This is a genomic window from Acutalibacter sp. 1XD8-36 (assembly GCF_009917525.1).
Taxonomy (GTDB): domain Bacteria; phylum Bacillota; class Clostridia; order Oscillospirales; family Acutalibacteraceae; genus Acutalibacter.
Genome location: NZ_QZDU01000001.1, coordinates 327,626 through 351,027 on the forward strand (window position 1 = coordinate 327,626; position 23,402 = coordinate 351,027).

The following is a 23,402-nucleotide window of genomic DNA, read 5'->3' on the forward strand; positions in this document are numbered from 1 at the left end:
GCAAATATAAGGCCCCACCCCTCAGGGCGAGACCTTGCTATGCTAAGTTTATTTTCCTATCCTGTTACAATACGCCATATATCATGGAAAGTGATAAGCACCATCAAGCCTATAAGCAGCATAAAGCCCGCCGCATGCACATATCCCTCGTATTTCGCGGGCACTGGCCTGCGGGTCACTCCCTCCCATATTAGGAACAGCAGCCGCCCGCCATCCAGGGCAGGCAGTGGCAGCAGGTTGATAATGCCCAGGTTCACGGTTATCATTATCATCATGAACACTATATTGCTCACCGCCTGGCCGAATCCCTGGCTCAACCCCGCTCCCGCCGCCTGGGAAATGGCCTGTGCAGTACCGACCGGCCCGGCTATCTCATTGAGCCCAAACCTGCCGGTGAGCAGTCCCTTAAGGCTCTCCACCACCATGCGAGCCATGGAAAAGGTGTCAGTACCGGCCCTGCGCAGCACACCGGAAAAACTGCGTTGCTCCGGCATAACGTAGAAATCCAAGGCAGGCGCCTCACTGCCGTCCTCCAGCACCCGGGTGTGCATGGCAAACTCATTAAGTTCTACGCGCACTCCGTCACGCTCCACAGTCATGTGCACTGCCTTAGGGTCAGCAAGAGCCATGGCAAATGACAAATCCCGGTCAGTATAGACAGCATAGCCGTTTATCTCCACAATCCTGTCCCCTGCCCGGGCCCCTGCAGCTTCTGTGGCTGAGTTCTCCGTGAACTTCGAGAAGGTAGTTGTAGCAAATGTCTCCTGGGGAGCCAGCACAAGAATCATAAGGATAAAGCCCAAAATGATATTGAATATCCCTCCGGCAACCACAACCAGGAAACGCCGCCATACCGGCTTATTGCCGAAAGCCCTCTCATCGCTGCTCTCCTCGTCCTCACCCTCCATGGCGCAGAAGCCTCCTATTGGAAACAGTCGCAGGGCATACTGGGTCTCTCCCCGCTGGAATCCAAATAGCTTCGGTCCCATACCCACGGCGAATTCATTTACCCTGATACCTGAGAGCTTCGCCATAAGAAAATGCCCCAGCTCATGGAAAAATACTACGAAGCCAAAAAGCAGTATGCCAATGATTATCAGCAGGGCCGTGTAGAGTATTTGCAAGCTACCATCTCCTAAACTATAACTTTACTAAGCGAAAAGTACCGATTTCACAAATTCCCGTGCAGCAATATCAGCCTCCAAAACATCCTCAACGTTGTCAGCCGGCTGGTCCGGCTGACGCTCCATCGCCTGGGCGCAGAGCTCAGGTATCTGCATAAACCCAAGCCTGCCCTGCAGGAAAGCACTCACTGCCTCCTCATTTGCACCGTTCACTGCCGCCGGAGCCAGCCCTCCTCTTTTCAGGGCACGTATAGCGATATCAAGACAGGGGAACGCATTTAAGTCAGGCGGGTAAAAGCTCAGAGACTGTACAGCAAATAAATCCAGCTCCCCCACCGGTGAGGGCAGGCGCTCAGGATAGGTGAGGGCGTACTGTATAGGCAGGCACATGTCCGGCACACCCAGCTGGGCTATCACCGAGCGGTCGTCATACTCCACCATAGAGTGTACAATGCTCTCCCTGTGTACCACTACTTGTATTTTATCCGGGAGCACATCAAACAGCCACCTGGCCTCCATGACCTCCAGGCCCTTGTTCATCATAGTGGCTGAGTCTATAGTGACCTTCGCCCCCATGGACCAGTTGGGGTGAGCAAGGGCCTGTTCCGGGGTCACATTCTCCAGTTCCTCCCTGGTCCTGCCAAAAAACGGCCCGCCGGAGGCTGTCAGCAGCATTCTCCGCAACTCTCTCTTATTATTTCCCTGAAGACACTGGAATATGGCAGAGTGCTCGCTGTCCACCGGCAAAATATCCACGCCGTTCTGTTTCGCGGCCTCCATAACCAGCGCTCCGCCTGCCACAAGTGTCTCCTTGTTTGCCAGAGCCAGAGTCTTCTTTGCTTTTATAGCCGCAAGCGTAGGCCTCAGTCCTACCATGCCCACCACAGAGTTTAATGTAATGTCAACGCCTTCCCATGCCGCGGCCTCACAGAGGCCGTCAATACCCTCCAGCACCTTCACGTCCATATCCCGCAGGCGTATGCGTAAATCTGCCGCTGCTGCCGAGTCATACACCGCCACAGCCTCCGGGGAAAACTCACGCACCTGCTGTTCCAGCAACTCCACATTATGGTGCGCCGCCATCACAGCTACACGGAACTGTGTGCGTCCGGTCCTGTTCAGCTCCCTCACAACCTTCAGCGCCTGAGTGCCAATCGAGCCGGTGGATCCCAGGATAGACAGGGTTTTCATTCTGGCAAACTCTCCTCTCATAGCTCTTTCCTATAGATGTAGAAACCGGGCCGCTCTGCAAAAAGACTAAATCCCAGCCTCTCATACTGCCCCACCGTACCGTGGTACTGCCAGGGGTATCCGCCATTGGTAAAGGGATATCCTTCGGCATAAATATATCCCCGGGACCTGGCGTCATTCAGAAAGCGCTCCAAGACCATTGTTCCAAGTCCTCTGCACTTGTAACCCTCGGCTATGTCCATACAGTACATTATACTTATTTGCCCAGGAGCGCAGTCCGTGGAATAAAACCTCTCATCCCCATAGACTGTCTCATAGGAGCACTTATCTCCCGCATTGCACCAGCCCATCGGCAAATCTCCATCAAACAAAAGATAGCCGGTCATCCTGCCGGAATCTATTAGGTTTTTCGCCAGCATTCTGCGGTCGAACACCTCTTTGTAGCTTGCCTCGTCAGCCATATGGCTCTCAAGGCAGTAGCAGTTTGCCCTGGGGTCTCCGGGCATAAAGGCGCTCTCCTCGAAGTATCGGAAGAACTCCCCAGCCATTCCGGGGGTCAGCGGCATTATGCTTATATCCATTCTGAACTTCTCTCCTACACTCCCGCCAGAGGCAGGAACATTACCAATAGATACACATATGGCGCCGTAAATATGACGCTGTCAAACCTGTCCAGCACACCGCCGTGTCCCGGTATCACCTGTCCGAAATCTTTTATATGGCAGCTGCGCTTGATGATGGAGAAGCTCAAATCCCCTAGCACAGATATCAGTGAGCCGAAAAGGCCGATAAGCAGCAGGGCAATATAATTGACCCCCACCTGGCCCTGATAAAACACCGCAGAAAACCAGACACCGCAGAGCAGCATGACCACCATATCCACTACCGTGCCTCCGACAAGGCCCTCTACAGTCTTCTTTGGGCTAATCTCAGGGCATAGCTTATGCCGTCCGAAAAGTGTCCCCGCAAAGTACGCCCCAACATCTGCCACCCACGCCGCCAGTACCGCTATGAGCACATAGAACATGCCATGGCTTAGATTTAATTCCCTTAAAGAGACCAGCGTGTGCAGCGCGCATGGTATTATCACCACCATGCTGTACAGCACCGCCACTTCTTTAAAGGTGGTCTCCCTATGGCAGACAATCAGCGCAGAAAAGATAATTAGGGTGTAGACGCAGTATGTCATGAACTGGAACTGCTCGTTGCAGAAGGGCACAATCGCCGCCGCTGCCAGTGAAGGCAGGCACAAAAACCACTTATTCTGCAGTCCCAAAGCGGCGGCCAGCTCATGCACCGCCATCACCGATATAACTGCAACGGCAATATTCAGAGCCAGAGGGAATATCTTGTCAAACACTATAACGGCAATCATAAACACCGCCAGCACAATACCGGATAAAACTCGTTGTACCATGGTGAAATTCACCTTTCTCCTGAGAAATTCACACCCCGCCAAAGCGCCGCTGACGGGAGTTGTATATGGCAATGGCCTGGTCCAGGTCCCCGGGCTTGAAGTCCGGCCAGAGAATGTCAAAATAGACAAACTCCGCATAGGCGCACTGCCACAAAAGGAAATTCGAGATACGCTGCTCACCGCTGGGACGGATGATAAGGTCAGGGGCAGGCTGCCCGGCGGTATAGAGATAGTTGTCAAACAGTTCATCAGTAAGCGCCGCAGGCTCAAATTTACCCGCCCGCACATCTTCCGCAAAGTTCCGGGCGGCGTGTAAAATCTCTGCCCTGCCGCCGTAATTCATGGCAAGGTTTAGCACCATGCCCGTCTTAGAGGAGCTGACCTCCTCTACCTCGGCGATAAGCTCCTGCAAATCCCGGGAAAAGGCACCCACATCCCCGATGAAACGCACCCGGATGTTTTCGTTCATAAAGTCCCTAAGGGCCTCCCGCAGATAGTCTTTGAAAAGGCCCATCAATGCCCCAACCTCATCTGCCGGGCGAGACCAGTTTTCTGTAGAAAAAGCGTATACCGTCAGATACTTTAGCCCAATTTTTGAGGCATACTTGGTGATAGTGCGGAAATTCTGGGCCCCGGCCCTATGCCCCATGGAGCGGGGCTGGAAATGCTTCTTGGCCCAGCGCCCATTGCCGTCCATAATTATACCCACATGCGCGGGTACAGGCTGTTTCATGACAGCGCTCTCTTTCTCCGGCATAGGCTCTCCTTAAATCTCCAGAATCTCTTTCTCTTTGTCCGCGGCGCAGGTGTCGATGTTCTTTACATACTTGTCGGTGAGCTCCTGGGCCTTCTTCTCAGCCTGCTTCAGGTCGTCCTCGGTTATCTCGGACTTCTTCTTCATATCCTTCAGCTTCTCAATGCCGTCCCGGCGTATTGAGCGCACAGCCACCTTTGCCTCTTCCGCCAGCTTGCTGGTCTCCTTAACCAGCTCCCTGCGGCGCTCCTCGTTCAGCGGCGGGAAAGTGAGGCGGATAATTTTACCGTCGTTCTGGGGATTCACTCCCAGGTCCGAAGTCTGTATTGCCTTCTCAATACCCCTAAGCACAGAGGCGTCCCAGGGCTGGATGGTAAGCACCCTGGCCTCGGTAACAGCCACCGCCGCCAGCTGGTTTATGGGCGTGGGGGTGTCGTAGTAGTTTACCATAATTTTATCCAGCACAGCGGGATTTGCCCGCCCGGCGCGTATAGCCGCATACTCCTCCTGGAGATGGCCCACTGCCTTTTTCATCTTGCTTTCAGCCTTGTCAAAAACATCCTTCATCTCTGCCATTTTGATTTCCCTCCTGATAGTTGGTTTTAATATTATAGTTTAAGTTATTTTACCAGTGTGCCCACCGCTTCACCAGTGACCGCACGAACGATATTCTCCGGGTCCTCTATGCTGAACACCAGCCAGGGTATCCCCCGGTCCTTACAGAAGGAGGCGGCTGTCATGTCCATAACGCCCAGGTTCTGGTTTAGGACCTCCATAAAGGTTAGCTCGTCATAGCGCTTGGCATTGGGATTTTTCTTGGGGTCGCTGTCGTAAACCCCATCCACCATCGTGGCCTTTAGGATAATATCCGCCTCAATCTCAGCCGCGCGCAAGGCAGCTCCTGTGTCCGTGGAAAAGAACGGGTTGCCTGTGCCGCAGCCAAAGACTATCACCCGGCCCTTCTCCAGGTGCCTCACTGCCCTGTTACGGATATAGGGCTCAGCCACCTCCTGCATGGCAATAGCAGTCTGCACCCGCACATCAAGGCCCATCTGCTCCAGGCCGTCGGCTACACCCAGGGCGTTGATTACAGTAGCAAGCATACCCATATGGTCGGCCCGGGTACGGTCCATGCTGCCGCTGCTCCGTCCGCGCCAGAAGTTGCCGCCGCCCACCACAATGGCCACCTCAGCGCCCATATCATGAAGGGTTTTCACCGGCCTGCAGATGTCCACAACTGTGTCGAAGTCAATGCCGTGGCCTAAAGAACCTGCCAGGGCCTCACCACTGAGCTTTAAAAGCACCCTCTTATATTTTGGTGTCATAAACCCACACTCCGTTTCTTGAATATGATTATTTCCGGGTCCGCCCCGTCCTGGCCGTACTCGCAGACCATGAGGTATTTCTCGTCCGCCAGAAGTCCGTAGCAGCGGCCGCTGCCAAGCTTCTCAAGCTGATTGCCAAGATACACCCGGTCATCCCGCCAGAATTTAACCTCCTGGCCGCCGGGGAGCACGTACTGTAGGTTTACATATGCACCCGGCAGGGTGTTAAGCCCTGTGACCTCAGGCATATCCGGAATTCCCAGGGCATTGAACTCTGCGATGAGCCTGTCTTTAAGCCCACAGCCTCCGCACTGTCTGCAGCTATCCTGCCCCTTTTCCCGGCAGCAGGCAAATAGCGGACACTGCCCAACTCCTTCAAAGGGTTTGCCCTCTGTCTCACTACACCCGGCGCAGCCGTCCTTCATAGCGCACTGCCCGCAGTCCAGCCCACATACAGCGACCATAGACGCACCTCCCCAAAATTACTTGCTTGTATATACAGTTTAATTGTACATGAAAAACCTTCCTTTGTAAAGCTTTATTTTTTGCACATAGGGTACAAAAAAATAAAGAGGGCGGCACAAAAGCACCGTCCTCATGTATACACTCAGCTTATGCCTTGCCAACAGAGCCGAACAGCTCCATTTTCTCCTTGACAGTAGCCTTGATTGCCTCAGTGCCGGGAGCCAGCAGCTTACGGGGGTCAAAGCCCTTGCCCTGCTTATCCTTGCCCTCCTCAATATACTGGCGGGTAGCTGCAGCGAAGCTCAGCTGGCACTCGGTATTCACGTTCACCTTGGAGACGCCAAGGCTGATGGCCTTCTTTACCATCTCCTCCGGGATACCTGTGCCGCCGTGGAGCACCAGGGGCATGGTGCCGGTCTTCTCCTGAATCTGCGCCAGAACGTCAAAATTCAGGCCGGTCCAGTTCTCGGGGTATACGCCGTGGATATTGCCAATACCCGCAGCCAGCATGGTGACACCCAGGTCGGCTATCTGCTTACACTCGGCGGGGTCGGCTACCTCGCCGCTGCCCACAACGCCGTCCTCCTCACCGCCGATAGCGCCAACCTCAGCCTCGACAGAGATGCCCTTTTCGCCGGCAATGCGGATAATTTCCTTTGTCTTCTCGATATTCTCCTCAATAGCATAATGGGAGCCGTCAAACATAACGGAGGAGAACCCATCCTCCATGGCCTTCAGCGCGCCCTCATAGCTGCCGTGGTCCAGATGCAGAGCCACCGGAACAGTGATATTAAGGGTCTCAAGCATCCCCTTTACCATCCCCACAACAGTATTATAGCCGCACATGTACTTGCCCGCACCCTCAGACACACCGAGGATAACAGGAGAATTGCACTCCTGAGCGGTGAGGAGCACAGCCTTGGTCCACTCCAGGTTGTTGATGTTGAACTGACCCACGGCATACTTCCCGGCCTTGGCCTTGGTAAGCATTTCCTTTGCAGAAACTAACATAACGATTTCCCTCCGATTATGAATTTACACCGGTTCCCCGGCACGTCTTTCCTATATTATAACCGAGCGCACTGGAAAAAGCAACCTGAAAACCGCAAAAAAATATGAAAAACCCCCTTTACAATTTGCGCAAAGTGTGGTAAACTAAGGAAGTTCTATGGGCTCGTGGTTCAGCTGGGAACCCACACGGTACGGTTATATGACCCACTTTTTAGGGATGTATTTCAAGTAGTCGCCGTTCGGTTCGCAACCTCAAGAGCGGCAGTAAGGTTTGTTGTTAGAAAATCGTGCTTTTTATCATAGTTTTATACGGGCGATTAGCTCAGTTGGGAGAGCGCAGCGTTCGCAACGCTGAGGTCGTGGGTTCGAATCCCATATCGTCCACCACTGAAACAGACTTGTTTAGGCAAGTTTGTTTTCTTTTGCAATGGGGGTAACATAGATGTCCGGCTCGGTCTGCCGTAACCCGCTACACTCGGCCACAAGATTCTGGAAGTCCTCAAAAGCCACATTGAACTCAACCTCCAAACTGTAGTCCTTATAAACGTACACCGACTTCACAAACTGGGAAACTATCATCTTCTGGGCTTCAAAGGTACACCTTGCGTAAATTTCAGCCCAGGTTTCCAGTTGAGCGTATTCCTGCTTTTGAGCCTCTGCCCCAGCCAGACACCTGTCAAGCTCGTTCTGTGCGTCTGTGAGAGCAGCCGTCATGCTGACTATTTCTTCTTTGGCTTTCGCCACAAGGTCATTGAGCAGGTCTATACTCAGCTTGCTTTGGCCCCGGATAACTCTGGTGCGTTTCGGAGAATGTAACTTTCTGGTTCAGTACGCACCAAGGACTCCGGAGTCACCTAACGGTGGCGGACTGGTGATACGGCTTTCAGAAAGTCACTTCCTGCTTTGCGGCTGAATTATTCGGCAACTCTCCTGGCGCGTCCCAACGACCTGCGAGAGCCCGAGGTCGTCTCCCTGACCGAAGGGCGCTTTGAAAACGGAGAATTGATGCCGGGCCGGCGTCTCAACGGAGACGAGTTCCATTTGAGGTTCGATAGGGAGCCCCGCGCTGTGATATGTGAGGTTGCCTTTAGATAATTTAATTGCTTTATGGTCAGCTGAATCCTTTATTGGAGACGGCTGGCCTTTCATATTTACCACTCGCTAGGCGAGTGGTTTTCATCGCACAAGAAAAGCCGCTTTAGCGGCGGCCCTTTCTTGTAATGCGTTGTAAAACCTTCCATACTCTTTTATGGGCTAAGTTCGTATCCATACTTCTAGAGAAAGTGAACCTATAAAGTTTATATCTTTACAGATAAAATTCCATCGGATATGACATATATTCGCTGGTCTCCAGCTGGTCGGCAGTAATATACCCCGCCGGTGCGTGCAATAGTGACGGCAGGCGGTTTATAACTGTTGCACAGGTATGCTCAACTGTGGCAGGCTTTATGACGTGGTATTCGGTGTTTGGCTCACCGGTAAACCACCAGTCACACATGTCGCCGTCCTCCGGGCCGTAGACTTTTCCGATAGTCTCCTCCTCTACGGTTATGCCCTGCAATGTTTCTATAGTCACCACTGCTGACATTCCAATACACTTACCCGCTTCAATCGTCTTCCCAAGGGTTTCGGAATAGATGTCATTGCCGATTATACATGGTACATGTTTTTGGGTAATAGATTTTATTGTAAGTCCAAGCTTATTGCAGATAGCTTCAGCGGCGTTCCAGGCATATGACGGCTCAAACCCTGCAGGGTGGGCTATCTCCCTCTCAAATTCCTCAGGGGCCAGGCCACATCCATGCGCTTTTGCTAAAGCCAAACCGTATTCATCCACGTTATAGCTGTATGCACCCTTGATTTTGTCTATCCTATGGCAGCCTGCCGCCGCCATAGCAACCATGTTTATCCAGAAAATATCTTGCATACCTGAACCGGTGATGGTGCAGCCGGTCTCTTTCGCCAACGCATCCAGTCTGTTTATTTCAGCCGCTGCGGTTGTCCAGGGATATATAGCTTCCTCGCAGGTGGTTATTACGTTGATTCCCCTGCGCACACATTTCTCCACATAATCGTATATATCACCAATAAAGCTGAACAGCGTGACTATTGCCACATCGGCATCGCAATCATCTAGGACCTTGTCAGCATCGCTGGAGATGACAATGCCTGTCTTCACCCCCAGCTCTGCAAAATCGCCTACATCCATGCCCACTACTTCGGGATTGACGTCAATGGCACCCACTATCTGTGCGCCCTTCTCATAGAGATATCGCAGAGTATACTTTGCCATTTTGCCGCAGCCATACTGTACTACTCTTATCTTGTCCATATAAAATGCCTCCCGTCACCGTAATAATCGTTCACTATACAGTATACCCATGGGAGGCATTCATTATTACATATTCAGTTTGCCATACCGTAAACTATCACATTATATACATTGATGCCGATTATCACTATCATCAATCCTAACAGCAGGCGTTCGACAGCTCTATTGTCCATCTTTTTACTGAGCGCCACCCCAAGCAGCGCCCCGCCTATACCCCCTGCAGCCATGAGCACCAGATGATACCAAACAAATTCCGGCACATTATGCTGCGCAAGTGCGCTGAAAAGGCTGGCTGTTTGAGAAAAAAGTATGATAAAAACGGAGTTTTTTGCCGCTTCCTTTGCGTTCATTGAGAAGCAGAAGAATAGGAGCGCCACATTCAGCGGCCCTCCTCCGATACCTAGGAAAGCCGACACTATTCCAAGTGCCACTCCTACAACTGCACATATCAGCATGTTTTTTAGTCGATATGAGGGCAGTCTATCCTTTTTAAGGGTATATATCCAGACCAGCACTGTTGTCACCAGCAGGAGCAGCGACTGTGTAAATCCCAGCATATTTTCATCTGCACTGGATTTCACCAGTTCAAACAGCCATTTTCCCAACAGCCCTCCGGCTACCGCCCCAAGCGCCAGCGGCGCGGTGGTGCGCACCTGAAGCTTTACGCCGTTGCTCCTGCTTTTGAGCAATGAAACTATCGCCATTGCCAGTACCGTACAGCCGGAGAGAAAGCTGATTGTAGATACCGGGAGAATATGCAGTGCGTCAAGCACAGGCTTTATTATTACACCGCCGCCGTATCCGGCTATTGAGCCCGCCCCGGAGGCTGTCAGGCACACAAAAAACATGATAACCGCGGTCATTTACTTTGTGCCCCTTCCCTAAACTTCAAGCCTTTTGGACATAAGCTCGTAGTTAGCACAGTATACAAGAGCAGTCTCCTTTGTAATCTTCCCCTGCTTATATAGCTGAAGCAGGCTGCCGTCCATAGTGCGCATGCCTTCCTTTGCTCCGGACATCATTACCGAATCCAGCTGGTGCAGCTTATCCTCACGTATCATGTTCTGCACAGCGTTATTTGACTTCATTATCTCAAACACAGGTATAAGCCTTCCGTCGACCCCTGGCACTAGCTGCTGGCAGACCACGCCTTTTATAAGCTGGGCCAGCTGTATCTTGACCTGCTGCTGCTGGCTTGCGGGGAAAACGTCTATTATTCTTGTTATAGTATTGGCAACGCTGCCGGTATGCAGGGTGCTGAACATCAGCAGTCCTGTCTCTGTAGCGGTTATAGCTGCGGAAATAGTATCATAGTCCCGCATTTCACCCAACAGAATTACATCCGGGCTCTCACGCAAAGCGGAGCGCAGGGCGTCGGGGTATCCAGATGTATCAATTGATATTTCGCGCTGAGTCACAATGGCCTTTTCGTGGCGGTGGACGTACTCGATTGGGTCCTCCATTGTGATGATATGACAGTCCCTGCTCTGGTTTATCCGATGTATCATACACGCTAATGTGGTGGATTTTCCTGTGCCCACTGCCCCTGTTACAAGGACCATTCCCTTTTGATTCTCTGTAAGCGACAGGACCTCTTCAGGGATATTTAGCTGCTCAGGGTCTGGCAGGCCAAATCTTATAAGCCTAATTACAGCAGCCATGGAGCCCCGCTGCCTAAATACATTCACTCTAAATCTCCCCATGCCACGCACCGCGAAGGAAAAGTCGTCGTCCTTGCCCTGGGTGAGCCTAGTCTGCTCCCGCCCGCTGAAACGGTATATCTGATTTATCAGCGCCTGGGTATGCTCTGGCATAAGAATGCCCTCCCCTACCCTCTGCTGATGTCCCTTACATTTAAGGGTAACAGGCAGGCCCGCCACCAGAAAAATGTCTGACGCGCTCCACTCCATTGCCTGCACCAAAACATCCTGAATATCCATTCTATTGACCCCTCTCCTTTTGTTACTCGCCGCTCCACAGGCCGCCAATCTCCTCTTGAGGCTCCCAGCTCTCCTGGATAAACTGCCAGCTCACTATCTCATATTTATCTCTGTTCCGAGCTATCCCGATATGCAGGCTCAGCCCCTCCTCCGTCAGGACCTTCCAGCCTGTGTCGTCTTTGTCCCTCTCCAGTTCATCCCATATTTCAGGGTCCTGGACTATCTGCTGCAAAAAAGCCTGCCCCTGGGCCTCCAATCCATACCTTTTCTCTACTGAGTCAGCATACCGTCTCGCCATGCTCAAATCGCCCCTGGCGGTTGTAACTGCCAGCAGCCCAAGCACAGTCATACATATAACTATTACCGTCAGCAGCAGCGCCAACGGACCAAGGCGTACCGATACCTGTCTCATTCAGCCCCTCCTTACCCATAAAAGACAGCTGTTTTCAGGTTGTAGACCTGTTCGCTGTCCTCCTGCCATGTCACACTGATATTATAGCTTATAAGTCCGTCATAGTCAATCCATGTGATTTCAACACAGTATCCCCCATCCGGGTCAGGAGCCATATTGTTGTTAAACCTAGCCAATATCTTCTGCATCTCCAAATGGCAGGCCGCACTATCGCCGCCTCCCAGCATGTCTACCATCTCGCTGCGGTCCTGAGTTCCAGCCACTATCTCAGCTGCGTTCTCTGCTAAGCGCACAGCTGTAGTCAGGGTTTTTGCCTTGGAGCTCTGTTCCTTTGCAGTAGTAAACACATCTGCCAGCACCAAAACAACACCGGTGAGCACTGCCACCAGCAATATCATCTCCATATAAAACGCTGTAGTTCTACGCCTGTCCTTCATACTCTGCCCCCGACTTTAAGGTAAAGGTCACGCTGCCCGCATCCGTAGAAACTACGAATGTGCGCTTTCCATCTCTTTTAACCTTAAAAACCTCCGTCCTGCCGATTACAGCCGCACTGCCAGGCGCCAGGGGTGAGCCCGCCAGAGCATAGTCCTCCAACAGCTTTCCATCCTTCTGATACACCCGTACCGCATAGCCGCTCACAGAATCCGCAAAGCTTAATACCTGCCCGATATCATCGTCATATAGCGTGACAGCATCCTTGGTGTCGGCATTTTTAGCACGCGTAGAAAAATAGCTGAGCAACAGGCGGCTCTGCCCATTTGCCGCCTGTACTTCTACAGTTTCCCGGTATATCCCCGCGCCGAATATTGTGAGAAATAAAAACGCTATCAAAAACAGAGCCTCTACCGCCAGGGTAAAAAGCATAACCGGAAGATATCTGTGCTTCAAAATAATCCCCCCTACCTTGGCTTGTTATCCACCGTAACATCCGGCGGCAGATTGGACGCAAACACTTCATATGTCACATAATAGTCGTCACTGTTTATTTGCAATCCATAGTTTTCCTCAAGATAGGCGAGTCCAGACGGATACATGCCCTCTACAACATAGCATTGCAGCGCGGCGTTTTGTATAGCCGCCCGCAGTGCCATGGCCCCATCTGCCTCCATGTCCCGCCCGGAGCCTCCGGCAATAAGCCAAAATCCGTAGACAATCAAACCTGCTGTTAGTATAGCGGCCAAAAATACCGGCCAGCGCTTTCCGCGCCTTTTATCTGTATACATCCCCATTCCCCTAACCGATGGAATTCATTATGCCCAGCAGCGGAAGCATAACGCTCAGTAGGGAAACTCCTACCGTCAGCAGCAGCACCCCTGAGAGCAGAGGGTCTACAATTCCAACAAGCCGGTCTGTCAGGGTGGTGCATTGCTCCTCCAGCAGGTCGGTGAGCCTCCAGAGCACTGTCTCAGTTCTTCCGCTGCGCTCTCCAGCCAGCAGTATGCGCCCATAAACCGGCTCAAACAGTCCCTCGTCATACGCTGCGTGGGCAAAGCTATGGCCTGCCCGCAAATGTGCCATGCACCGCAGGAGCTTTTCCTCCACAGGCCTGCATCCTGCCATCTTTATGCTCTCCTCCATGGCAACATCCTGTACGGCTCCGCTGGACAGGTAAGTCACAAACGCGCCCATAAAGCGGTATAGGCCCAGCTCCCTCAGGATGTCCCCGCAGAGCGGCAGCTTCTGCAGGAGATTTTCAAGTGCTGCCCTATGCCTGCTTTTCCACATTACCCTGCCTGTCACCAGTACCATCGCCAACAGCAGCATAACCCCCAGGGCCACCCAGCAGAATCCGTAGGCCCAGCTTATGTACCCATAGGAGGACACGGCAAGGCTGCCTGTCACCCTCTCATATACCTGTGTAAAGGCTGGCAGCACCATAGCGAGCATAAGCGCCAGCACCGCAATTATCATCGCCAGCATTACAGCCGGATAGGTAATGGCACTGCGCAGCTTATCCCCCATGGTCTCCTCGTTGAGGTAGTATTTGCTCAAACGGAATAGCACCGCCTCCAGACGTCCGGATTCCTCCCCGGCTGCTATCATATTCACCGCATAGTCTGGGAACGCTCCGCAGGTTTTCATTGCTTCAGCCAGCCCGTGGCCCAGGTCAAGCTCTGCCTGCATAGCTGCAAGAGCGTCTTCCAGGGCGCCGCCTTTTCCTTCGCTCTGCCTTAACAGTGCAACAGCCTCGTCGGGCTGTATCCCTGACTGTATCATCATGGCCATGCTCTCGCAAAAAGCGCTGACTCCCAGCGCGTCCAGCCTCTGCCCTCTACTTTTCTCCATATCTCCACCCGCCTTCAGTAAAAATATACATCTGTATAGTTAGTGCCATCCCCTATAAACTGAGAATCAGCGCCGTTGGCAGCAAAAGTCATGTCAAGGCGGCTCCAGCTATTTGACTCCACCTCATATTCCACTGTCACCCATCCGCTCTCGTCTGTATAGAACATATTCCAGGCGTGGTACAAATCTCCCGGCTGCACATAGCCAAAGACCATCTTTGTAGGTATTCCCTGGCTGCGTAACATAGCCGCCGCCAGGCTGGCATAGTCAAAGCAGATACCTTTACCAATGGTGAGCGTTTCATCCGGCTGTGGCAGATATCCCTTATTAACTGTGGCAGCTTTTTCTTTATCATAGGTCACGTGCCCACAGATATAATCGAACACCGCCTCCACTACCCCAAGGGCATCCGGCTGCTGAGAGGCCAGCTCCGCCGCAAGCTTGACGCACCGGGAGTCTTCGTTATAGTCCACATACTGACTGGGACGAAGGAACGGTTGAAACTCGTCCTCAAGCTGGACTTCGGCCTCTGTGGAGTAGACCTCTGCATAGTTTGTCCCAGCGGTATTCGTCAGCGCCCGGAAAACATAGCTTCCGTCCCCGCTTTGCAGCGGATATATTGTTGGGGTACCGTCCGGCGGAAGGTCATAGTTATATATCTGCTCACCCGTCTCAACTCGAAACTTCATGCGCCTATCGCTGTTTGCCGTCACCGCTACATAGCCCCTGCTCAAGCCTGACAGGTCTACCATTACCCCATTCTCCCCCTCGGCAGAGCTGGGGTCAAAATCCGCCCTGGCGAACGCAGGAGCCTGATATGGCGTAAAATCGCTCGGAGCTGCAGCAGGGGGGTTTTCATCCTCTGGCGTACTCCCCTCCGGCTCCTCTGGTATTGAGGAAGCCATCTTGCTTGAGCTTGAAGAAGAAGACGGCGATACTTCCTCCAGCGGAATATCCGTATGGCCCTGTATACAGCCGCCAAGACATAATAGCAGAAACAGGGTGGACCATAGCTTAAATTTACGTGCCATGACGCCGCCCTCCCTACTGCATATCCACTTGTTCCAGCCTGCCGTGCAAAACGTATCTTGCCTCGTCAAAATCATAAGCACAGGTGGAAAGCACAACATACCTTCCGCCGGCCTCAGAAATTTCAGCCGGGGTGAAATCAGAGTTTGTCTGACTTTCAGCTATATAGGTTGCAAAATCCTCACCTGGCTCTCGGAAGATAGTATATGTCTCCGAATATGCCGAGGTGGTATAGCCGCTGAAAAGCTTTATCCTGTAATTTGCCTCGGGCGTCAGCAGCCACATAACCGGGTGCTCTTCATAATACTCCTGACTCTTCCATGATTCGAGCCCACCAAACATAGAGCCGTCCTTCATGCTGTGGCCATAGATAATAGAATTGTAATCAACAAAGCCCGGAGTACATTGAGCGTCTACAAAAATTGCGCCGCTCTGGTCCTCCGCGCCAGTATATGAGTGGTGCAGGTAGAATTCATTGTCACTTCCCTGCATCACCGGATAATCTATAGCCGTATCTTCACAATAGAGCCAGCCGACTACTTGTGGGTTATCAGCCCGCAGCCGCTCAAAGTCCACAGTTATAGGAAGCTGCTCTAATATCTCCTCTGAAGTTTCCCCTATGGCTGCACTTGCAGAACTATTTGTCCCGCTGCTATTTTCCCGCTTTTGGGTATACTCTGCCGCGGCGTCAGTATATCCCTGCCTGCTGGCCCGATAGTTCCCCTGGATAGCCAGTACCGCCCCGCCGGAACCCAAAAACACCAGTAGTGCCGCCGCCATTATAATAAGTCTGACTTTCTTTCCCATGCGGCCCCTTTCTGCCTATCGTCCGGTATACCTCCTATACCGGTGATAAAATATCATCCTCGTTATCATTGGCACGGCTCCTTATCCTGCCGGCCAAAATGTTCAGCATCGCCCCGCATGCAGCGAAGCATAGCATATATACCTTGCCAACATTTGTAGTAAAAATCAACATGTACTGTCCCATATACGGGACATATTTCTCAACCCGGCCTATAAGTCCCTGATATGGTACTGGGTTGATATCCTCTTTCTCGTTGGCATCACCCTTAGTGATAAACTCGCCCTCAAGCTTTTTATTTTGTACCACCCGATGGGTCACCACAGACTCGCCGCTCTCAAAGGCAATAATTTCACCCTCGCTGACGTTCTCCGGCTGAACAGCGCCCACAACAATAAGGCTGCCCACTGGTATCTCCGGCTCCATGCTGCCACTAACCACATTGTACATCTCGTATCCAAAAAGCTTAGGCACTGTCAGCAACAAGCTCGCGCCAATAACCGCCAGCAATATAAGCACGCCGAAGATATTGCATAACGCCGCAGCTAACTTTCTCATCTGTCTTCCTTCCTTATCCTGCGGAAAATCAGGAACCATAGCGCCACAGAGAAGCCGCCCAGCATAACCACACCGCCCGCTATCTTTGCCGCTAATGGGATGTTGTTCCAGAATATCTGCCCATCCGATGACAGCTCACTTTGTTTCTCGCTCTCAAGGCCCAATTCACCAAAATCCGCAAGAGGTACGTCGCCGTCGTCAAGGTCCCACTCGTTCAAAGGCGGCCTGCTTGGAGATTCTGTAGCTCCAGGGGTAGGCTCCTCTGCTGGGACACTGTTATCAGAAATATTTTCTTCTGGCCGCTGAGAGGCTGCGGAGTCAGTATCCTCGCTTGAGGCCGGCGGCGTGGTCCCCGACGGCCCAGCCTCGGAAACTACGGTCGTAGTTGTACCAGTATAAATCGTATCTCTCGGCAGAGGTGTATATATAAATGTAAACATGTTTTCCTCAGGGTCAGCGGAGAGAGTTTTTGTCAGGTTATAAGCCTGTGGCTGATATCCTTCGATATACTGATATGCAATAACCGGCCTGTCGCCCACATTGCCATAGTAGGTTTCACTTGGGGCCAATTCCTGGCCTGAGGCGTTATGGTATCTGATGGTATACTGTACCGGCTCTGTCAGCACGCCATATGCCACCACAAAGTCCTGGTCCTTGGTAACTGTAAATGAGGCGGTACGCTTACTGTTGCCGGTTTCAGATATCTCCTCAGTACCCTTACCGCTCTGACGGATACCCTTGATATAATACTTACTCCCATCTTTCAGGGAGACCATATTGTTGTGAAAGTCGATACGGTCATTATAAGAAAGCCCCTCAAAAACCAGCGCTTCCCCCTGGCCCGTAATCTTCCCATTGCCGCTGACTATAGTTCCCTGCTGTCCGGCATATATCCGCACAGTATACGTATACGCCCGCGCAGTTTGGGGAAACGCCATTGTTAGGAGCAGCCCAAATGCAAGAGTCACTCCAATCAGCCGTTTAAGCAGCTTCATCATTACTCTCCCCTCTTCCTCTTATCTTTCCGAAAGCTGTAAATCCCCAAGGCCAGCAGGACCACTCCGCTTAAAGCCATTGCCGCGTAAAGCGGCAGCAGCTCTGTATCATCACCTGTGCGCACCACCTGAGTACGGTTGCCTGTCTGATTGTTGGTAGCCCCAAGCTCTACAGCAAAATTCATCTGCAAATCCGCCAAAGTGTTTTGGTAGTCGTTGATATGTGACTCTCCGTCAAAAGCAACCTCAAGCGTAACCGCTCCTGACTGGTTTGTGGTCAGGGAGTCCAGGAAGAAGAAATCCTTCAATGCTCCTGTAGCTCCATGGAGGCCTTCACCAATAGTGCCGCTGTTGTCACCACCGACTTTCTCGCTGTCATAAAGAATTTTCTCCTTACCGGTCTTATCCTTGTAAGTAAGTTTATAGGTATAGGCACCGCCCTCAGCTACCGAGCTCCCATCTTCCATAGAGGTTATAACATCGTTGCGCATATACCAGTCGGTAGATTTGGCATTTTTATTAACCAGTTTTATGGTAACAACCGCATTGTCCCCGGGCTGAAGCCCACGAAAAACATCGGTTATCTCACCTGAGTCAAAGTTCTCCTCCAGCTTATCGGTAAAAGTCACCTGCCAGTTTGAGTTGCCATAATAAGTATCAGCACTGGCATCGAGCCCTACAAAAATCAGGATGGCCCCCGCCACAAAGCATAGGCATAGCTTTTTCAACTTTCCTGTCATTCACGCGCCTCCTTTATCTAAGGCTCAGCTTTTTATCGGAGGATATGCTTACCTCACGGCCCCAGGTGCTCCAGATAGCGTCCTTGGCGTTGTGGGTCTGTACAGCGTTTACTTCAACCTCCAAACGGAATTCCACGCCGTCATAGTCGTATGTGGTGGTTATCACCGTATAGCCTTCCTTATTAGTAGTCTTAGTCTGGGTAACATGGTCTGCAGCCAACCCGTCAACCTTCAGCGTATCGCTAAATGGTAGAGTAGTCTCTCCAGATGGCAGAATACTGTCATAATACAGCACAATGCGTTCCGGGGTAGTTGACTCATTGTCCAGCAACCAGCGGTTCGTATTCACAAAATTTAAATCTATAAGGTCCGGTGAAAGGTCAAGAAGCTTCTCCTCGCTGCCATCTTCCTTTACCTTCACCCAGTAGCGGTATATGTTCACCCGCACGTACTGGTCAATATTGCCACTATTATGCACTGCCAGCTTCTCGTCATAGACCTTCCCCATCAAGAAATTTTCATTCTCGTCCAACAGGTTTTGGAAAAGCCGCTGGTCTACTGGCACCGAGTTCACGTCCCAGTTGCCGTCAGCCGTCTTCTTATCGTAATCACGCCACGCAATAAATGACCCGTTTTCAACAAGGCTTACACCAATATTAAGTGTCTGGACGCGTGAGGTATAGGTTTTTGAAAAGAACGTAAGGGCCGCCCGGGCACTGCCGATACTGCTGCTGATAAGCAGCACTGCCGCAACAGCAAATAGAGCCAGATTCCCCAGTGTCATTCCTTTGATTCTGCGCTTTTTCCCCATCACTCAGCACTCCTTTCCCGGGCCTTCAGTTTCCTGTTCCAGTCCGCGTAGGGTTTGCCATTATCGTCATATCTAACCGGCGTACTCTCATAAACTACAACGACATTAAATTCCTGCCCATCTATCGGGTCCTTAGGAGGATTCTCGATTTTGACAAGCAACTCCGGGGTTTCCTGTCCGGGCCCGAGAATGCCATTATAATAGTAATAGCCGTCTTTTCCATCTGTCCAATCATCGCCTGTAATATAGGTCAGCTTATATTCACTGCCGGCAAAGGCCCTTGCCCGAATATACAGCGATTCATCGCCGGTATTGGATATAATCACATGTTTAGTCCAGTCCAGCACATCTTCCTTTATCTCTGTGTCTACCTTTCTGGGCTGCAGCCGGATGCCTCCCTTGGCTTCGGTATAGGTGGAGAAATATCCCCAAGCAAGTGGGAGATTAGCTGCCAAAATCAGGATAATTGCAATTCCTGCAAAAATAAGCGATTTCTTTTTCAAAGCTCCCTCGCCTCCTTACTCCTCTGTACTGTCGACCTGTTGTGTTACATGCCATTCGCCGTCACTATAAGTAAACTTGTTAGTTATCGTACCGCCCCCATTGGGAGGGCTATCTTCATCATAATCATTTATAAATTCTACCTGGGCTACTTCGTCAGCTTCAATTACAGCTGTACCCTCTGCGCTGCCAACTATCTCATATTTTGCACCGGAATAAATCTCCGTAACTGTTACCGTAACACCAACCGGCAGCTCTACTGTCAGCACCTGCTTGCCTGAAGATGAAAATGTAATGGTGCGCACATCGCTGTAATGCTTGCCGTTTTCATCCCAGTCAAGCTGGAAAACAAATGTCGCTGGTCCATAGGCAGTATCAAAGGTCCTTAGGGTCTTGACTATCTCAAGCTTCCCCTTTAAGTCGTTAAGTTCAGGCTTTAAATTGACCTCCAAATCGTAAATCCAATCGCCGGGGTTTGCGGTATTGATTACCCCATCCTCAGGCAGTTTACTCGGCAGTGAAACCAGCTCCGGGGCAAAGGTATACAGATGTTTACCTGTCCTGACCTGAGTGACTGTCCTGCTGTTGCCGTCTTCGTCAGTTACGGTCCTCACATAGTCGGTGTCGCCCTTTTTATGGGCAACCAGAAGATAGAGCCCCGATTGCAGCTCGATTTTTGTGCCCGTCTTAATGTCTTTCTGGTCAGGCGTATAGGTATCGGAAGTCAGCACTGTATTCGCTGCCGACTGCGCCACCTCCGCCCACCTATCGTCGGCTATGTCCTGGGGGATTTTAAGCAGGTCAAAGGGCTTTATCGTCTCAAAAGAATAGCTATTCTGCTCAGCCTTCATATCAGCTACTTTGTACAGGTCAACGACCACATCTGCCCCGGACAAATCCTCGAGCATCTCATTGTCTGACGTACTGCACGGATTCACGGTCAGCCAGCACTGTCTGTTCAGGTCCAGCGGCTCGTTGGCCGCGGCGGCCCATATCTGGGTCGCAAGCAAAGTTGACAGTACCACCGCCAGCAGTATAGCTAGCAAACGCCTGATATTCATGGCAATTCCTCCTTCACAAAGCTACTTTTTCTTGAATATGTCACGCAGGTCTTCCGGGGTTATCCTGGGTTTGCGGCGGCGGAAGTATACCAGCGCCACGACCAGCAGCAAAAACAGTATCGGTATGCCCACGGCGGGGATGACCACATAGTTCGGCACCCTAACCGCTTCCGACGCGGCAACCAGCGTCCCGCCCACATCCTCAATGCGCCGCCCCCTTAGCAGCAGCCGGTGGCTGTTCACTCCGTAGGGCGTGCAGGTCTGGAGCGTGCACAGGTCCTCCCCCTGGTACAGGTTCATCTGTGAGATGTCCTCTGGCAGGACTGTGACTATCTGCTCTATCTGATAGGTATAAACCTCATTGAGCACGGAAATAGTAAATACGTCTCCCACCTTGAGCTGGTCCAAGTCCGTAAACAGCCTGGCGGACGGCAGCCCGCGGTGCCCCGAGACGGCGGCATGGGTGCCCGCCCCGCCCACCGGCAGGGACGTGCCCGACAGGTGCCCGCTGGCAATCTGCAGAACTGCCTCGTCGGTGCCGTGGTATATCGGCAGGTTTACACCTATCAGCGGGATGTTGATATACCCCATGATACCTGTGCCGCTCACATCCAGAAGGCTGTTATACTCAGCCTCCTCCTCCGGCGAGAGCACCCAGCGGTTGGGCTTGGTCCACATGCGCTCGTTATACTCCCTGGCAGCGTTCAGAATCTCGTCAATCTCCTCCTGGGACATTGCGTCCACAGTCTCCACATAGGCCGCGATTGCCCTTGACTGGTGCATGGAGTTCCACCAGTCAGAGAAGGAAGGGTACAGCAATAAGCAGAGCCCCGCCAGCACAATGACAAATAAGAGTATATTAGTCAAATTCTTTTTTAGCCATTTCGCCATAAACAAGGCTCTCCTTACTGATGTCCCCCGAAGGGGATACCCGCCGCCGGTTAGCAGCGGGTATAAATTTCTAACTACGAACTCATAAAACCTGTGCTCTAAAACCTCTCAGGCCAATCAGCCGTGCATACGCTTCTTGGTGAACAGCAGCACGCCTGCGCCGACTACCAGGACTGCACCTACGATGTAGATGATGGTTGTGCCCATGCCGCCGGTGCTGGGGAGGACTGAGCCCTTGTTGTTGACAACAGTGACAAGCGTACTACCAGTTTGATCGCCATATTCATACGTGCATTCACCTGTAGGATTGTCATCATCATCAAGAACAGCCGTTATAGTAATTGTCAAATCCTCCATTGTGTTATAGCCATCCGGAGTCTTTGTCTCTTTCAAGACATACTTACCAGCCGCCAAGCCATGAACAGTGAATTTGTTCTCAGTATCACCTTCATTGGCTACAATCGCGCTAACTGGCTTGTAGTCCTCTGGCAGAGTTTCTTTATTGTTCCAAACAAAATATCTGCCCTGCTCATCCTGATAAACCTGAATCTCCTCATCGTTCTCGGTATACAGCTTGAACTCAGCACCTTTCAGCGGAGCATTTTCGCCGTCAACCTTCTCGCCATTCAGGTCATACACGTACACTTTGGTTTCAATCGGAGTACCCTCCTGCCAATCCTCACCATCATGACTATAATCCCATATAGCAGTGTTGTTTACATAATCCAGCTCAATGGCATCTTCATTCACAATGGCCTGATAAGTCAACTCAACAACCACATTGCCTATGCTCGGCATTTTCTCTCCAAGCAAAGCTTTAATGTCAAATGAATTAACTTTCACAATGATTTTCTGCTCATCATCTGGCTCGAAAACATCTATTCCAGGCATCGAGGACAAATCAGAAATTACATTTCCCTCATTATCCTTAATGACCAGCTTTGCAGAGTTCTCCACATATGTGTGGCCTTTACTCATAGTATCAGTGAGTTTGACAAAATATTTTTCGTTTAAATTCATCGTGCCAACTGAGACAGTAGCTGTAACCTTATAATCCAGGGTTTTACCAACCTCAGAATCCATAATCTTTTTATACTCTGCATCAACTGCCTCTTGAGCTTCTTTAACGCTCTTATCGGGGATAAGAATTTCCGGCTTAGGAGTAATTGTAGTATCACCTACAACCTGCACCATCACGTTGGAACGAGAATCGGTGCCTGTAATGTCTGCATCATCTGTTATATCGATTACAACATAATAGCCGCCAGGCAAATTATTCCAAGTAATTGTACCATCGACTGCGTTAGGCGTATCCGTAAAAGAATTACCAAAGCTACCCCTGATATTTTCAATTTCAGTATCTAATTGAGCTGAAGTCATTTCAGAAAGTTTCTTTGCATACTCTGATGCGGTCATCTCCTGCCCATTTGTATCTTGCGCTTTATAGCCTGAATTGCCCCATTCGACATCGCCCAGAGTACCTGTAGGTATATTAGTTCCACCAGGTAAAACTGTACCAGTAAGCAACTGATAGATTACATACTTATGGCCTTCTTGGGCATTATTCATTGTTAGGGTGTACTTGCCTTCTGTTGTGGTATCAGGACTCGTAGCCGTACCGTCTTCACTTGCCATCGCCGGAATAGCAAACGCTGCGCAGATGGCTAAGGCCAATACCAGAGCCAAAAGCTTTTTGATTTGTTTCATTCTCTCATATCCTTTCAAAATATAATTTATATCTGACCTGTCCG

At 51.2% G+C, this 23,402-nt stretch carries 29 protein-coding genes and 1 tRNA gene; 2 read left to right on the forward strand and 28 right to left on the reverse strand.

Features of this window, described 5'->3' with window-relative positions; genetic code table 11:
• Nucleotides 1-56 precede the first annotated feature (56 nt).
• The 9 genes from D5270_RS01900 to fba all read right to left on the reverse strand — a co-directional run bounded on the left by D5270_RS01900 (nucleotide 57) and on the right by fba (nucleotide 7,287).
• On the reverse strand, nucleotides 57-1,124 hold the full coding sequence (locus D5270_RS01900; protein ID WP_207709273.1) for a M50 family metallopeptidase: 1,068 nt from the start codon (nucleotides 1,122-1,124) through the stop codon (nucleotides 57-59).
• 27 nt (nucleotides 1,125-1,151) lie between these two features.
• Nucleotides 1,152-2,315, reverse strand: coding sequence for a 1-deoxy-D-xylulose-5-phosphate reductoisomerase (locus D5270_RS01905; RefSeq protein ID WP_166542494.1), 1,164 nt, complete (start codon nucleotides 2,313-2,315; stop codon nucleotides 1,152-1,154).
• A 17-nt stretch (nucleotides 2,316-2,332) separates the two neighbouring features.
• Complete coding sequence (locus D5270_RS01910; protein ID WP_166542495.1) at nucleotides 2,333-2,896, reverse strand: hypothetical protein; 564 nt, start codon at nucleotides 2,894-2,896, stop codon at nucleotides 2,333-2,335.
• Nucleotides 2,897-2,910: 14 nt separating this feature from the next.
• A complete protein-coding gene (locus tag D5270_RS01915; protein WP_166542496.1) occupies nucleotides 2,911-3,732 on the reverse strand; it encodes a phosphatidate cytidylyltransferase in 822 nt (273 codons plus the stop codon).
• 28 nt (nucleotides 3,733-3,760) lie between these two features.
• Complete coding sequence (locus D5270_RS01920) at nucleotides 3,761-4,489, reverse strand: isoprenyl transferase (RefSeq protein WP_166542497.1); 729 nt, start codon at nucleotides 4,487-4,489, stop codon at nucleotides 3,761-3,763.
• Nucleotides 4,490-4,498: 9 nt separating this feature from the next.
• A complete protein-coding gene (frr, locus tag D5270_RS01925; RefSeq protein ID WP_166542765.1) occupies nucleotides 4,499-5,053 on the reverse strand; it encodes a ribosome recycling factor in 555 nt (184 codons plus the stop codon).
• Between the two features lie 53 nt (nucleotides 5,054-5,106).
• The gene (gene pyrH, locus D5270_RS01930; protein ID WP_161473824.1) at nucleotides 5,107-5,811 is read right to left on the reverse strand and encodes a UMP kinase; all 705 of its coding nucleotides are present in this window, start codon (nucleotides 5,809-5,811) and stop codon (nucleotides 5,107-5,109) included.
• Entirely contained in the window at nucleotides 5,808-6,275 is a 468-nt protein-coding gene (locus tag D5270_RS01935; RefSeq protein WP_166542498.1) for a DUF3795 domain-containing protein, read from the reverse strand. Before D5270_RS01935 ends, pyrH begins: the two co-directional genes overlap by 4 nt.
• Nucleotides 6,276-6,423: 148 nt before the next feature.
• The gene (gene fba / locus D5270_RS01940; protein ID WP_166542499.1) at nucleotides 6,424-7,287 is read right to left on the reverse strand and encodes a class II fructose-1,6-bisphosphate aldolase; all 864 of its coding nucleotides are present in this window, start codon (nucleotides 7,285-7,287) and stop codon (nucleotides 6,424-6,426) included.
• Nucleotides 7,288-7,598: 311 nt separating this feature from the next.
• On the opposite strand from fba, the gene D5270_RS01945 reads away from it, so the two are divergent.
• A tRNA-Ala gene (locus D5270_RS01945) sits at nucleotides 7,599-7,674 on the forward strand.
• 15 nt (nucleotides 7,675-7,689) lie between these two features.
• Here D5270_RS01945 and D5270_RS01950 read toward each other — a convergent pair.
• Complete coding sequence (locus D5270_RS01950; protein ID WP_166542500.1) at nucleotides 7,690-8,031, reverse strand: hypothetical protein; 342 nt, start codon at nucleotides 8,029-8,031, stop codon at nucleotides 7,690-7,692.
• A 159-nt stretch (nucleotides 8,032-8,190) separates the two neighbouring features.
• On the opposite strand from D5270_RS01950, the gene D5270_RS17205 reads away from it, so the two are divergent.
• On the forward strand, nucleotides 8,191-8,382 hold the full coding sequence (locus D5270_RS17205) for a DUF5597 domain-containing protein (RefSeq protein WP_166542501.1): 192 nt from the start codon (nucleotides 8,191-8,193) through the stop codon (nucleotides 8,380-8,382).
• Between the two features lie 211 nt (nucleotides 8,383-8,593).
• Here D5270_RS17205 and D5270_RS01960 read toward each other — a convergent pair whose 3' ends face one another.
• From D5270_RS01960 to D5270_RS02045, 18 genes are all read right to left on the reverse strand, one after another.
• Nucleotides 8,594-9,619: an NAD(P)H-dependent amine dehydrogenase family protein gene (locus tag D5270_RS01960; RefSeq protein WP_166542502.1), complete on the reverse strand. Its 1,026-nt coding sequence runs from the start codon at nucleotides 9,617-9,619 to the stop codon at nucleotides 8,594-8,596.
• Nucleotides 9,620-9,693: 74 nt separating this feature from the next.
• Nucleotides 9,694-10,482 (reverse strand): sulfite exporter TauE/SafE family protein, encoded by a 789-nt coding sequence (locus D5270_RS01965; protein WP_166542503.1) that lies wholly within the window; start codon nucleotides 10,480-10,482, stop codon nucleotides 9,694-9,696.
• 18 nt (nucleotides 10,483-10,500) lie between these two features.
• On the reverse strand, nucleotides 10,501-11,559 hold the full coding sequence (locus tag D5270_RS01970; RefSeq protein WP_166542504.1) for a type IV pilus twitching motility protein PilT: 1,059 nt from the start codon (nucleotides 11,557-11,559) through the stop codon (nucleotides 10,501-10,503).
• Between the two features lie 22 nt (nucleotides 11,560-11,581).
• A complete protein-coding gene (locus tag D5270_RS01975) occupies nucleotides 11,582-11,971 on the reverse strand; it encodes a hypothetical protein (RefSeq protein WP_166542505.1) in 390 nt (129 codons plus the stop codon).
• A gap of 11 nt (nucleotides 11,972-11,982) precedes the next feature.
• Nucleotides 11,983-12,375: a hypothetical protein gene (locus tag D5270_RS01980; protein WP_166542506.1), complete on the reverse strand. Its 393-nt coding sequence runs from the start codon at nucleotides 12,373-12,375 to the stop codon at nucleotides 11,983-11,985.
• Between the two features lie 16 nt (nucleotides 12,376-12,391).
• A complete protein-coding gene (locus D5270_RS01985; protein ID WP_166542507.1) occupies nucleotides 12,392-12,862 on the reverse strand; it encodes a DUF4860 domain-containing protein in 471 nt (156 codons plus the stop codon).
• An 11-nt stretch (nucleotides 12,863-12,873) separates the two neighbouring features.
• Nucleotides 12,874-13,155, reverse strand: a complete 282-nt coding sequence (locus tag D5270_RS01990) for a hypothetical protein (protein ID WP_207709274.1) — start codon at nucleotides 13,153-13,155, stop codon at nucleotides 12,874-12,876.
• A gap of 52 nt (nucleotides 13,156-13,207) precedes the next feature.
• Complete coding sequence (locus tag D5270_RS01995) at nucleotides 13,208-14,260, reverse strand: type II secretion system F family protein (protein WP_166542509.1); 1,053 nt, start codon at nucleotides 14,258-14,260, stop codon at nucleotides 13,208-13,210.
• A 14-nt stretch (nucleotides 14,261-14,274) separates the two neighbouring features.
• Nucleotides 14,275-15,291 carry a transglutaminase-like domain-containing protein gene (locus tag D5270_RS02000; RefSeq protein WP_166542510.1) on the reverse strand — a complete coding sequence of 339 codons (1,017 nt, stop codon included), beginning with the start codon at nucleotides 15,289-15,291 and terminating at the stop codon, nucleotides 14,275-14,277.
• A 13-nt stretch (nucleotides 15,292-15,304) separates the two neighbouring features.
• Nucleotides 15,305-16,069 carry a class B sortase gene (gene srtB, locus D5270_RS02005; RefSeq protein WP_166542511.1) on the reverse strand — a complete coding sequence of 255 codons (765 nt, stop codon included), beginning with the start codon at nucleotides 16,067-16,069 and terminating at the stop codon, nucleotides 15,305-15,307.
• 61 nt (nucleotides 16,070-16,130) lie between these two features.
• Nucleotides 16,131-16,652, reverse strand: coding sequence for a signal peptidase I (locus tag D5270_RS02010; protein WP_166542512.1), 522 nt, complete (start codon nucleotides 16,650-16,652; stop codon nucleotides 16,131-16,133).
• Complete coding sequence (locus tag D5270_RS02015) at nucleotides 16,649-17,650, reverse strand: MucBP domain-containing protein (RefSeq protein WP_166542513.1); 1,002 nt, start codon at nucleotides 17,648-17,650, stop codon at nucleotides 16,649-16,651. Before D5270_RS02015 ends, D5270_RS02010 begins: the two co-directional genes overlap by 4 nt.
• The gene (locus tag D5270_RS02020) at nucleotides 17,650-18,387 is read right to left on the reverse strand and encodes a hypothetical protein (protein WP_166542514.1); all 738 of its coding nucleotides are present in this window, start codon (nucleotides 18,385-18,387) and stop codon (nucleotides 17,650-17,652) included. Before D5270_RS02020 ends, D5270_RS02015 begins: the two co-directional genes overlap by 1 nt.
• A gap of 13 nt (nucleotides 18,388-18,400) precedes the next feature.
• Nucleotides 18,401-19,171 carry a hypothetical protein gene (locus D5270_RS02025; protein WP_243150051.1) on the reverse strand — a complete coding sequence of 257 codons (771 nt, stop codon included), beginning with the start codon at nucleotides 19,169-19,171 and terminating at the stop codon, nucleotides 18,401-18,403.
• Nucleotides 19,172-19,197: 26 nt separating this feature from the next.
• Nucleotides 19,198-19,701: a hypothetical protein gene (locus D5270_RS02030; RefSeq protein ID WP_166542516.1), complete on the reverse strand. Its 504-nt coding sequence runs from the start codon at nucleotides 19,699-19,701 to the stop codon at nucleotides 19,198-19,200.
• Between the two features lie 15 nt (nucleotides 19,702-19,716).
• Nucleotides 19,717-20,760: a DUF5979 domain-containing protein gene (locus tag D5270_RS02035; protein ID WP_166542517.1), complete on the reverse strand. Its 1,044-nt coding sequence runs from the start codon at nucleotides 20,758-20,760 to the stop codon at nucleotides 19,717-19,719.
• Between the two features lie 21 nt (nucleotides 20,761-20,781).
• The gene (locus D5270_RS02040; RefSeq protein WP_161474731.1) at nucleotides 20,782-21,651 is read right to left on the reverse strand and encodes a class C sortase; all 870 of its coding nucleotides are present in this window, start codon (nucleotides 21,649-21,651) and stop codon (nucleotides 20,782-20,784) included.
• A 117-nt stretch (nucleotides 21,652-21,768) separates the two neighbouring features.
• On the reverse strand, nucleotides 21,769-23,358 hold the full coding sequence (locus D5270_RS02045; RefSeq protein ID WP_166542518.1) for a SpaH/EbpB family LPXTG-anchored major pilin: 1,590 nt from the start codon (nucleotides 23,356-23,358) through the stop codon (nucleotides 21,769-21,771).
• Nucleotides 23,359-23,402 lie beyond the last annotated feature (44 nt).

Coding starts and splice junctions, on each gene's coding strand:
- D5270_RS01905 (WP_166542494.1), bottom strand. CDS start 2,315: ATGAAAACCCTGTCTATCCTGGGATCCACCGGCTCGATTGGCACTCAG.
- D5270_RS01910 (WP_166542495.1), bottom strand. CDS start 2,896: ATGGATATAAGCATAATGCCGCTGACCCCCGGAATGGCTGGGGAGTTC.
- D5270_RS01915 (WP_166542496.1), bottom strand. CDS start 3,732: ATGGTACAACGAGTTTTATCCGGTATTGTGCTGGCGGTGTTTATGATT.
- D5270_RS01920 (WP_166542497.1), bottom strand. CDS start 4,489: ATGCCGGAGAAAGAGAGCGCTGTCATGAAACAGCCTGTACCCGCGCAT.
- frr (WP_166542765.1), bottom strand. CDS start 5,053: ATGAAGGATGTTTTTGACAAGGCTGAAAGCAAGATGAAAAAGGCAGTG.
- pyrH (WP_161473824.1), bottom strand. CDS start 5,811: ATGACACCAAAATATAAGAGGGTGCTTTTAAAGCTCAGTGGTGAGGCC.
- D5270_RS01935 (WP_166542498.1), bottom strand. CDS start 6,275: ATGGTCGCTGTATGTGGGCTGGACTGCGGGCAGTGCGCTATGAAGGAC.
- fba (WP_166542499.1), bottom strand. CDS start 7,287: ATGTTAGTTTCTGCAAAGGAAATGCTTACCAAGGCCAAGGCCGGGAAG.
- D5270_RS01960 (WP_166542502.1), bottom strand. CDS start 9,619: ATGGACAAGATAAGAGTAGTACAGTATGGCTGCGGCAAAATGGCAAAG.
- D5270_RS01965 (WP_166542503.1), bottom strand. CDS start 10,482: ATGACCGCGGTTATCATGTTTTTTGTGTGCCTGACAGCCTCCGGGGCG.
- D5270_RS01970 (WP_166542504.1), bottom strand. CDS start 11,559: ATGGATATTCAGGATGTTTTGGTGCAGGCAATGGAGTGGAGCGCGTCA.
- D5270_RS01975 (WP_166542505.1), bottom strand. CDS start 11,971: ATGAGACAGGTATCGGTACGCCTTGGTCCGTTGGCGCTGCTGCTGACG.
- D5270_RS01980 (WP_166542506.1), bottom strand. CDS start 12,375: ATGGAGATGATATTGCTGGTGGCAGTGCTCACCGGTGTTGTTTTGGTG.
- D5270_RS01995 (WP_166542509.1), bottom strand. CDS start 14,260: ATGGAGAAAAGTAGAGGGCAGAGGCTGGACGCGCTGGGAGTCAGCGCT.
- D5270_RS02000 (WP_166542510.1), bottom strand. CDS start 15,291: ATGGCACGTAAATTTAAGCTATGGTCCACCCTGTTTCTGCTATTATGT.
- srtB (WP_166542511.1), bottom strand. CDS start 16,069: ATGGCGGCGGCACTACTGGTGTTTTTGGGTTCCGGCGGGGCGGTACTG.
- D5270_RS02010 (WP_166542512.1), bottom strand. CDS start 16,652: ATGAGAAAGTTAGCTGCGGCGTTATGCAATATCTTCGGCGTGCTTATA.
- D5270_RS02015 (WP_166542513.1), bottom strand. CDS start 17,650: ATGATGAAGCTGCTTAAACGGCTGATTGGAGTGACTCTTGCATTTGGG.
- D5270_RS02020 (WP_166542514.1), bottom strand. CDS start 18,387: ATGACAGGAAAGTTGAAAAAGCTATGCCTATGCTTTGTGGCGGGGGCC.
- D5270_RS02025 (WP_243150051.1), bottom strand. CDS start 19,171: ATGACACTGGGGAATCTGGCTCTATTTGCTGTTGCGGCAGTGCTGCTT.
- D5270_RS02035 (WP_166542517.1), bottom strand. CDS start 20,760: ATGAATATCAGGCGTTTGCTAGCTATACTGCTGGCGGTGGTACTGTCA.
- D5270_RS02040 (WP_161474731.1), bottom strand. CDS start 21,651: ATGGCGAAATGGCTAAAAAAGAATTTGACTAATATACTCTTATTTGTC.
- D5270_RS02045 (WP_166542518.1), bottom strand. CDS start 23,358: ATGAAACAAATCAAAAAGCTTTTGGCTCTGGTATTGGCCTTAGCCATC.